At 63.9% G+C, this 10,425-nt stretch carries 8 protein-coding genes and 1 pseudogene; 3 read left to right on the top strand and 6 right to left on the bottom strand.

The features are described 5' to 3' along the window. Window positions 1-588, top strand: a pseudogene (locus tag ABYW26_RS05115) (hypothetical protein); the annotation flags it as partial. Window positions 589-649: 61 nt separating this feature from the next. On the opposite strand, the gene ABYW26_RS05110 reads toward ABYW26_RS05115, so the two are convergent. From ABYW26_RS05110 to ABYW26_RS05085, 6 genes are all read right to left on the bottom strand, one after another. Beyond that, window positions 650-1,735, bottom strand: a complete 1,086-nt coding sequence (locus ABYW26_RS05110) for an SPOR domain-containing protein (RefSeq protein ID WP_372603711.1) — start codon at window positions 1,733-1,735, stop codon at window positions 650-652. A 97-nt stretch (window positions 1,736-1,832) separates the two neighbouring features. Next, window positions 1,833-2,465 (bottom strand): uracil phosphoribosyltransferase, encoded by a 633-nt coding sequence (upp, locus tag ABYW26_RS05105; RefSeq protein ID WP_372603710.1) that lies wholly within the window; start codon window positions 2,463-2,465, stop codon window positions 1,833-1,835. Next, on the bottom strand, window positions 2,462-3,448 hold the full coding sequence (locus ABYW26_RS05100; RefSeq protein WP_372603712.1) for an adenosine deaminase: 987 nt from the start codon (window positions 3,446-3,448) through the stop codon (window positions 2,462-2,464). Before ABYW26_RS05100 ends, upp begins: the two co-directional genes overlap by 4 nt. Further along, window positions 3,439-4,650: a phosphopentomutase gene (locus ABYW26_RS05095; protein WP_372603709.1), complete on the bottom strand. Its 1,212-nt coding sequence runs from the start codon at window positions 4,648-4,650 to the stop codon at window positions 3,439-3,441. The genes ABYW26_RS05100 and ABYW26_RS05095 overlap by 10 nt, the downstream gene beginning before the upstream one ends. Continuing rightward, entirely contained in the window at window positions 4,650-5,957 is a 1,308-nt protein-coding gene (locus tag ABYW26_RS05090) for a thymidine phosphorylase (protein ID WP_372603708.1), read from the bottom strand. The genes ABYW26_RS05095 and ABYW26_RS05090 overlap by 1 nt, the downstream gene beginning before the upstream one ends. A 5-nt stretch (window positions 5,958-5,962) precedes the next feature. After that, window positions 5,963-6,355, bottom strand: coding sequence for a cytidine deaminase (locus ABYW26_RS05085; RefSeq protein ID WP_372603707.1), 393 nt, complete (start codon window positions 6,353-6,355; stop codon window positions 5,963-5,965). A 237-nt stretch (window positions 6,356-6,592) separates the two neighbouring features. Here ABYW26_RS05085 and ABYW26_RS05080 point away from each other — a divergent pair, with 237 nt between their 5' ends. Both ABYW26_RS05080 and ABYW26_RS05075 read left to right on the top strand, forming a co-directional pair. Then, a complete protein-coding gene (locus ABYW26_RS05080; RefSeq protein WP_372603706.1) occupies window positions 6,593-8,872 on the top strand; it encodes an NADP-dependent malic enzyme in 2,280 nt (759 codons plus the stop codon). A gap of 255 nt (window positions 8,873-9,127) precedes the next feature. Then, the coding region (locus tag ABYW26_RS05075; RefSeq protein WP_372603705.1) for an AMP-binding protein at window positions 9,128-10,425 on the top strand (1,298 nt) is incomplete at its 3' end.

The raw sequence follows: 10,425 nt of genomic DNA, 5'->3' as shown, positions 1-10,425 counted from the left end.
GAGATCGGTCAATCGCTGCTGGGCCATATCGCCGGCATGTCCGGCACACCCTGCAAGGCCCCGGCGGGCAAGCGGGCGCTGAGCCATCTGTCACAGGCCCTGCTGGGGCGCGGCGACGGTCTGGTGGTGCTGCCCGGCGGCGTCAACCAGTCCGAGCATCTGCCGGGCGGGCTGATCCTGTTGAACCGCGCGCTGGTCGAGGATTACGAGGATGCCGATATCGCCACTGGCTTTGTGCTGGCCGAAACCGTCCGCGCCGCTCAGCGCGATCCGATGGACCGGCTGCTGCGCGAGGCAGGCACAATCGCCACCTTCCGGCTGCTGACCTCGGGATCGCTGCCCGACGACAAGCTGCTCAAACACGCCCGCAGCCTGATGACCACTACCCCCGCCCCGATCAGCGACGAGCAATTGCTGGCCGAATTCGCCGCAGCCGGGGTGCCGTCGTCGCCCTATGCCTATGCGCTGGATGTGTCGGGCGAGACCACGCTTGGCCTGATCGAGGCCGACCCGATGCGCGGCCAGAACCGGGTGCCGCTGATCTCGGATGGCGATTGGGTGCGGGTGCAGGGCATTTGCGGCGGCTAAACGGACATCGCCCCGCATCCTGACCGGGACACGGGGCGACGCTCACTGCCCAGGTTTATTTTTATCGCACGAATGCGTCCTGGTACCCCGCCTTGCGGACTGCCCCGAGGGCAGAATTCATTTGCGCCGTCTCAGCGAACGGCCCGGCATAGACCACTTGCACCGGCTTGCCCTTGACCGCGCCGCGCGCCACCGCCACCGGCAATTTCAGCTTTTGCAACCGGGCGACCGCCGCCTTGGCATTCGCCGGGTCACCATACGTGCCGACCTGCACATAACCGCGCGGGCCACGATGCGCTGCCGCTTGGGCGGTTTTCGGCTGGGACGCGGGCTGCGGTGCGGTTGCGGCCACAGGCGCGGCTTTCGCAACCGGCGCCGAACGGGTCGAGACATGCACCGTCAGGCCCGTTTTCGCAGATGCCGCGCGGGCGACCTGAATTTCCTTGGCGGTCAACAAACGCGCCGGGACGTCATTGGACCAGACCATCGCCATCTCGGCATCGCCAGCAGCGGTGCCCAGCCCGCGGCGCGGGTTCAGGCGGTCGTCTTCCCATGCCAGCTTATAGCCCTTGGGCACCACGGTCGGCGCATCCAGCGCGCCTTGCTTGCCATAGGGGCTGATGGTTTGCGGACCACAGCGCACCGGCTTTTTCCGGCCGCTGTTGATGTATTGGCTCGACAATTCGGAGGCGCCCGGACAGGCGGGGGTGGCGGGCTCGGGCGCAGGTTTGGGTGCGGCGGCGGGCGCGGGTTTGGCGACCGGCGCGGGTGCGGGCACGGGGGCCGCCACCGGGGCGGGCGTCGATGCCGCAGGCGTCGGAACCGGCTTGGTCGTCGTGGTCACGCGCGGCGGTTTGGTCGTGGTGGCCACGGTCGAAACCGGCGCCTTGGCCGAGGTCGATTGCGCGGTGGGGGCGGGCTGCGACGGCGCCAAAGTCGGTTTGAAGCCACACATCACATCACGGCCCCGCGTCACGCGCGGGATCCATTCGGTCTGACCGGCGTAACCGGCCCGAATGTAAACGCAGCCCTTGCTATCGACGTATTGCGCACCGGTATAGCTGGCGGGCGGGAACTCGGCCGGCCCGTCGTCGTTGCGCAGCGATTTCGCGTTGGCGCTGCCTGTGAGTATTGCGGTTGCGACCAAGAGGGCCGCTCCCAATTTGTGTGCTCGCATTATTGCCCCCGCAATATGTGGGGCGAATCATGCAGGAAGCCTGCGAATCAGTAAAGGGGTATTTAGCTTATTTTGTGCCGTAGATCCTGTCACCCGCATCCCCTAGGCCAGGGACAATATATCCATGGTCATTCAGGCATTCGTCTACTGATGCTGTGACAATCGGCACATCGGGATGTGCCTGTTTCATACGCGCGACGCCCTCGGGCGCGGCCAGAAGGCATAGAAACCGGATGTTTTTGGCGCCCGCCTTTTTCAGCAGATCAATCGCCGCGACCGACGAATTTCCGGTCGCCAGCATCGGATCAACCACCACGACCTGCCGCTGGTCCAGCGCGTCAGGCACCTTGAAATAGTATTGCACCGGGGTCAGGGTTTCCTCATCCCGGTACAGGCCGACAAACCCGACCCGCGCCGAGGGGATCAGGTCCAGCACCCCGTCCAGCAACCCGTTCCCCGCCCGCAGGATCGACACCAGCGCCAGCTTTTTCCCGGCAAGGATCGGCGCGTCGATCGCTTTCAGCGGCGTCTCGATCTGTTTGGTCGTCATCGGCAAGTCGCGCGTCACCTCATAGGCCAGCAAATAGGAAATCTCGCGCAGCACGCGGCGGAACACGGCCGAAGGCGTCTCCTTATCGCGCATCAGCGTCAGCTTGTGTTGAACCAGCGGGTGATTGACGATTGTCAGGTGCTCGGTCATGGGCGGGGCTCCAGTCGTTTCAAAATCTCGGCGCGGGTGGCGTCATCGCAGAATGCGGCCTCGGCGGCGGTGCGGTTCAGGGTGGCGAATACCCCGTCATCCCAATCGAACGCTTCGGCCAGACGGTCGAATTCGCGGGTCATCGAGGTGCGAAAAAACGGCGGATCGTCGGTCGAGACCGTCACCTTGATGCCGCGCTGATACAGCATGCTGATCGGGTGCTGCCGCCAGCCGGGATAAAGCCCCAGCGCGATGTTCGAGCCGGGGCAGACCTCAAGCACGACACCGCTTTCGGCCAGTTCATCGACCAGCGCCAGATCCTCGACCGCGCGCACGCCGTGGCCGATGCGGCGCAGGCCCAGCGCCAGCGCATCACGCACCGATTGCGGCCCGCCCCATTCGCCGGCATGGGCGGTCAGCTTTAGCCCGGCCTCGCGCGCCATGTCGAAGGAATAGGCGAAATCCGCCAGCGCGCCGATGGTCTCATCCCCGGCAATGCCAAAGCCGCACAGCCAATCGCCCGCGGTTTCGGCGGCGCAAAGCGCGGCCTCGCGCGCCTTGTCGGGGCCGAAATGCCGGACGCAGGTCACGATGCCGCGCAGGGTGATGCCCATGTCGCGCTGTGCCTGATCGGCGGCCTCGCGGATCGCGTGCAGATATTCGCGCCACGCGCCCAGATCGCGGCCGCCGCAGAAGTCGGGGGACAGAAAGGTCTCGCTATAGATCACTCCGTTAGCGGCGCTTTCTTCCAGCACCGCCAGCGTCAGGCGGCGGTAATCCTCGGGCGTGGTCAGAACCGAGGTCGCGGCCTCGTAAACCCTCAGAAACTCAGGAAAATCCCGGTAGCGATAGCCGCCATCGGCACCGAATATCCCCGAGATGTCGATATGTTTCCGGGCCGACAGGTCGCGGATGAACGCAGGCGGGGCGGCACCTTCGAGATGCAGATGAAGTTCGACTTTCGGCAGGGATTTCAAGCTGATACCGCCTCCGGTCGTATCGGTTCAATCCCCATATGCGCTGCGATCAGGGCAGCGACCCCGGTGAACGGGATCAGACCAAGGGCCTGCGGCACCGGGCCGCGACCGACCACCGGCACCCGCTCGCGGGTGTGGTCGCTGCCGATCCAGCTGGGATCGTTGCCATGATCGGCGGTGAACAGGATCAGATCATCAGCGCGCAGGCGCGCGAACAGGCCGGGCAGTTGCGCATCGAACCATTCCAGCGCCCGCGCATAGCCAGACACGTCGCGGCGATGTCCATAAACGCTGTCGAATTCAACGAAATTGGCAAAGGTCAGGCTGCCGTCCGCAGCGGTCTCGGCGGCGTCATAGAGGTGCTGCATCAACTGGGCGTCAGTGCCCTTGCGCACGTCATCAATCCCCTGCATCGAGAAAATATCCCCGATCTTGCCGATCGCATGAACCGAGCGCCCCGCGGCCTTGGCCCAGTCGCACAGGGTCGGCGCGGGCGGGGGCAACGCGAAATCGCGGCGGTTCGGGGTGCGGGTAAAGCCGGTTTCCGGCGTGCCGACAAACGGTCGCGCGATCACCCGGCCGACCTTCATGTCATGCACGATGGGTGCCAGGTCGCGGCAGAGCTTCAGCAAGCGTTCCAGCCCAAAGGCCTGTTCATGGGCGGCGATCTGGAACACGCTATCGACCGAGGTATAGCAGATCGGCCAGCCGGTTTTCAGGTGCTCGGCCCCCAGTTCATCAATGATCAACGTGCCCGAGGCGTGGCAATTTCCAAGGATGCCATCGGTCCCGGCCAAGGCGCAAACCCGCGCCACAAGCTCGGGCGGGAAGCTGTTGGTGGTGTCGGGGAAATAGTGCCACGCCCACGGGGTCGGCACGCCTGCCAGCTCCCAATGGCCGGTCGGCGTGTCCTTGCCGCGCGAGGTTTCCGTGGCCGCGCCCCACAGGCCAACCGGCGTTGCACCCAATCCGGGGCAGGCATCGCCCGAGGCCAGCGTGACCGCCGCGCCCAGACCCAAATTGTCGAGATTGTGTAATTTCAGCGGACCAGACCGCCCGGTTTCAGCCCGGCCCGCCGCGCATTCCTGTGCGATATGTGCAAGCGTATTTGCCCCGGAATCCGGCACATCACCGTTGAAAAACTGCTCTGCGTCCGGCGCACCGCCACAGCCGACGGAATCCATCACCACCAGAAACGCCCGCGCCATCAGCGCAGTCTCCGGCGCACCAATGGCGGGATCACCGGTGCATCCGGGCCCAGCTTATAGGCCCGGCGCACCGCCATGACCGCCGCGTCGGCCTGTGCTTCGGTCGCGACATGAACAATCGCCAGCGGCAAGTCCGGCGACATGTCATCGCCCAGCATCGCCAGTTCCGACAGCCCGACCGAGGGGTTCACCTTGTCGCCCTCGCGCTTGCGGCCACCGCCCAGATCGACCACCGCCAAACCCAGCGCGTGGCCGTCGATCGACTGCACCTTGCCCGAGCGCCCGGCCAGAACCTCGCGCTGAACCGGCGCGGCGGGCAGGCGGTCAGGCCAGCGTTCGACGAAATCCATCGGGCCACCCAATTCGGCGACCATTTCGCCAAAGCGTTCGGCGGCGGCGCCGCTTTCCATGGCCCGGGCGATCCGCCCTGCCCCATCGGCCGCATCGGCGGCAAGCCCGCCCAACGCCAAAGCCTCGCCCCCCAGCGCGCAGGTCAGATCCCACAGCGCCGGGGTGATGCCGCTGCCAGTCAGGGTCTCCATCACTTCGATCACCTCCAACGCGTTGCCTGCCGCCCCGATCAACGGCTGGCTCATGTCGGTGATCAGCGCGGTGGTCATGCAGCCCAGCCCATGCGCGGTTTCGACCAGCGCCTCGGCCAGTTCCTCGGCATCCTCCATATCGACCATGAACGCGCCCGAGTCGACCTTGATATCCAGAACCAGCCCCTCCAGCCCCGCCGCCAGCTTTTTCGACAGGATCGAGGCGGTGATCAGATCGACGCTTTCAACCGTGCCGGAAACGTCGCGGATCGCGTAAAGCCGTTTGTCCGCCGGTGCGATTTCGCCCGAGGCCCCGACGATCGCGCAACCTACCGCCGCCGTGACCTGACGCAGGCGGTGAACCGGCACTTCGGCGCGGTAACCGGGGATCGATTCCAGCTTGTCCAGCGTGCCGCCGGTATGGCCCAGCCCACGCCCCGAGATCATCGGCACGAACGCCCCGCACGCCGCCAGCGCCGGGGCCAGCAACAGCGATACGCTGTCGCCAATGTCGCCGGTCGAATGCTTGTCCAGCACCGGGCCGGGCATGTCCCATTCCAGCACGACACCGCTGTCGCGCATGGCGCGGGTCAGAGCGATGCGTTCGTCCTTGACCAGACCGTTCAGCAGAACCGCCATGGCAAAGGCCCCGGCCTGAGCATCGGTGACCTCGCCCGTGGCAAGGCCCTGCGCGAACCATGCCAGTTCCGACGCGCTAAGCGGTTCTTCATCGCGGAGTTTGGAAATGATGTTGCGGGCATCCATCGGGATCAGGAGGTCCCCAGATGTTTGATGCCGAACGCGCCGGGCAGCAATTCAGCCATCGTCATAATCTCGGTCTGTCCATCCAAGGTGGCCAACGTCACCGGCACATGGCTGGTGGCGAATTCGGCCAGTTTCTGACGGCAGCCGCCGCAAGGGGTGACAGGATGCGGGCTGTCGGCGACGACGGCGACTTCGGTGATTTCATATTCGCCCGCCGCGCACATGGCGGCGACGGCGCCGGCCTCGGCGCAGGTGCCTTCGGGATAGGCCACGTTCTCGACATTGCAGCCGGTAAAAACCGCACCGCTTTTGGCACGGATCGCCGCGCCAACCTTGAACCCGGAATAGGGCGCATAGGCGTTTTCGCGGATCGCGCGGGCGTCATCAATCAACGTCATGGGGCACCTCCGGTTACAGTCTGAGCCGCGCCCGCGCCCGATGCAAGCCCAACCCGCCCCGGACGCGGCGCGCCTTGGAATTGTTTTCCGGCGCAGCCAATTCTTCGGGCCGGATTTTCCGATCTTCCCAGCCGCCCCGAAATCCGGCAAATTTACCTTGAGACAGCTTGCAGAAAGGCGTATCTGAAAGCGCGAAAATAGTTTAACGCTAAACTAATTCCGAACCGGGAGGGTAAAATGGCCAAGACACCCAGCAAAACAGACCGTCAGGCGGCACTGCATTATCACGCTATGCCCCGCCCGGGTAAGCTTGAAATCCGCGCAACCAAGCCTTTGGCGAACGGTCGTGACCTGTCTTTGGCCTATAGCCCCGGCGTTGCCGAAGCCTGTCTGGAAATCCGCGATGATCCGAAAACCGCTGCAAACTATACCACGCGCGGCAATCTGGTCGGGGTCGTGACCAACGGCACCGCCGTGCTGGGTCTGGGCAATATCGGTGCGCTGGCCAGCAAGCCGGTGATGGAAGGCAAGGCGGTTCTGTTCAAAAAGTTCGCCAACATCGACTGTTTCGAAATTGAACTGAATGAAAGCGACCCGGTAAAGCTGGCCGAGATCGTGTGCGCGCTTGAGCCGACATTCGGCGCGATCAACCTTGAAGACATCAAGGCACCCGACTGTTTCATCGTCGAGAAAATCTGCCGCGAGCGGATGAATATCCCGGTCTTTCACGACGATCAGCACGGCACCGCCATCGTGGTCGGCGCTGCGGCAACCAACGCCCTGCTGGTTGCGGGCAAGAAATTCGAAGACATCAAGGTCGTCTCGACCGGCGGCGGCGCGGCGGGCATTGCCTGTCTGAACATGCTGCTGAAACTGGGCGTCAAACGTGAAAACGTCTGGCTGTGCGACATTCACGGGCTGGTTTACAAGGGCCGGGCCGAAGACATGAACCCGCAAAAGGCGGATTATGCTCAGGACTCGGACCTGCGGACGCTGGATCAGGTGATCGACGACGCCGACCTGTTCCTTGGCCTGTCCGGCCCCGGCGTTCTGCAACAGGACATGGTGAAAAAGATGGCCGCGCGGCCGATCATTTTCGCGCTGGCCAACCCGACGCCGGAAATCATGCCCGAGGACGTGCGCGAAGTCGCCCCGGACGCGATCATGGCGACCGGACGGTCGGACTATCCCAATCAGGTGAACAACGTGCTGTGCTTCCCGTTCATCTTTCGCGGGGCCCTTGATGTCGGCGCGACCGAGATCAACGACGCGATGAAGCTGGGCTGTGTCGAAGGCATTGCCGCGCTGGCCCGCGCCACCACCAGCGCCGAGGCCGCCGCTGCCTATAAAGGCGAACAACTGACCTTTGGCGCGGACTATCTGATCCCGAAACCTTTCGATCCGCGCCTGATGGGCGTCGTCGCCTGTGCGGTGGCCAAGGCAGCGATGGAGTCAGGCGTGGCGACCCGGCCGCTGGAAGATCCGCAGGCCTATAAGGAAACGCTGGACGGTTCGGTGTTCCGCTCGGCGCTGATCATGCGCCCGGTGTTTGCCGCCGCCCGCAAGTTCGAGCGCAGCATCGTCTTTGCCGAGGGCGAGGACGAACGCGTTCTGCGCGCCGCACAGGCGATGATCGAGGAAACCACCGACCGCCCGATCCTGATCGGCCGCCCCGAGGTCATCATTCGCCGCAGCGAACGCGCTGGCCTGACCATCCGTCCCGGCGATCATTTCGAGGTGGTGAACCCCGAAAACGATCCGCGCTACCGCGATTACTGGGGCACCTATCACGAACTGATGGCCCGGCGCGGCGTGACGCCCGATCTGGCCAAGGCGATCATGCGCACCAATTCCACCGCCATTGGCGCGATCATGGTGCACCGGGGCGAGGCCGACAGCCTGATCTGCGGCACTTTCGGTCAATATCTGTGGCACCTGAACTATATTCGTCAGGTTCTGGCTCGTGGTGGCCTGCACCCGGTTGGCGCACTTAGCCTGATGATCCTTGAACAGGGTCCGCTGTTCATCGCCGACACCCATGTGCATCCCGAACCGACGCCGGAACAGATCATGGAGACCGTGATCGGCGCCGCGCGGCATGTGCGCCGCTTTGGGATGGAACCGAAAATCGCCCTGTGTTCGCATTCGCAATTCGGCAATCTGGATTGCGACACCGGGCGCCGGATGCGCATTGCCATGGATCTGCTGGCCCAGCGCGAGCCCGATTTCGCCTATGATGGCGAGATGCATGTGGACTCGGCGCTGGACCCCGAACTGCGGGCGCGGGTCATGCCGAACGCGCGGTTTGACGGCGCGGCGAACGTTCTGGTCTTTGCCAATACCGACGCGGCCTCGGGCGTGCGCAACATCCTGAAGATGCGCACCGGCGGTCTTGAGGTCGGCCCGATCCTGATGGGCATGGGCAACAAGGCGCATATCGTCACCTCGTCGATCACCGCGCGCGGGCTGCTGAACATGTCGGCCCTTGCCGGGACTCCGGTCGCGCAATACGGCTGATTGAAACGGTCCTGCGCCGGGACGGGACACAGCCCGCCCCGGCGCGACCTTGCAATCGCAGCATCGCCAAGTTTGCAAACTTTGCGAGACCTTAGCAAAACCCCCTGAAAAACGGGAGAGTTTGCAAAAGTTTGCGATCCAATTGCACCACAATATGCAAATTTTTGACGATATTGCGCTTGTGTGACCGGTAACATCGTTGCGGGAATCTGTTCGCTCTGCCTATCTCTGTGCAGGTACTTGGAGGAGCGACTTATGACCTATGCTGACGTATATGAAAGCTGGAAATCCGATCCGAACGGTTTCTGGATGCAAGCGGCCGAAGCCATTGACTGGGACAAGAAACCCTCCAAGGCGCTGTTCGACGACAACGCGCCGCTGTACGAGTGGTTCTCGGATGGCATGGTCAACACCTGCTACAACGCCGTAGACCGCCACGTCGAAAATGGCCGGGGCGAACAGACCGCCATCATCTATGACAGCCCGATCACCCATACCAAGCGCGAGATCAGCTACGTCGAGCTGCGCAACCGCGTTGCCACTCTGGCCGGGGCACTGCGCGCCAAGGGCATCGAAAAAGGCGATCGCGTCATCATCTATATGCCGATGGTTCCCGAAGCTCTGGAGGCCATGCTGGCCTGTTCGCGTCTGGGCGCGATCCACTCGGTCGTGTTCGGCGGTTTCGCCGCGAACGAACTGGCTGTGCGCATCGACGACGCCAAGCCCAAGGCGATCATCGCCGCCTCGTGCGGGTTGGAACCGAACCGCGTCGTGCATTACAAACCGCTGCTGGACGGCGCCATTGAGCTGGCTCAGCACAAGCCGGATTTCTGCGTGATCTTCCAGCGCGAGCAGGAAGTCGCGGAACTGATCCCCGGTCGCGATTATAACTGGCACGGCTTCCAATACGGCGTTCAGCCGGCCGAATGTGTGCCGGTCGAAGGCAACCACCCGTCCTATATCCTGTATACCTCGGGCACCACGGGTCAGCCCAAGGGCGTCATCCGTTCGACCGGTGGCCAGCTGGTCGCGCTGAACTGGACGATGAAGAACCTTTATAACGTCAATCCGGGCGAAGTGTTCTGGGCTGCCTCGGACGTGGGTTGGGTCGTTGGCCACAGCTATATCTGCTATGGCCCGCTGATCCACGGCAACACCACCATCGTGTTCGAAGGCAAACCGGTCGGCACCCCCGATGCGGGCACCTTCTGGCGGGTGATCCAGGAACATAACGTCAAGTCGTTCTTCACCGCCCCCACCGCCTTCCGCGCGGTGAAACGCGAAGACCCGACCGGCGAGTTCGTCAAGAAATACGACCTCTCGGGCCTGCGCGCCGTGTTCCTTGCAGGCGAACGCGCTGACCCCGACACCATCGTCTGGGCGCAAGACCAACTGGGCGTGCCGATCATCGACCATTGGTGGCAGACCGAAACCGGCTGGGGCATTGCCGCCAACCCGCTGGGGATCGAGCAACTGCCGGTCAAGGTCGGCTCGCCGTCGGTATCGCTGCCGGGCTATGACGTGCAAATTCTGGACGAAGGCGGTCACCCGAT

It is taken from the genome of Actibacterium sp., assembly GCF_041584535.1.
Lineage (GTDB): Bacteria > Pseudomonadota > Alphaproteobacteria > Rhodobacterales > Rhodobacteraceae > Actibacterium_D.
Note: the sequence above shows the minus strand (reverse complement) of the source record. Positions and strands in the feature narration are given on the sequence as shown.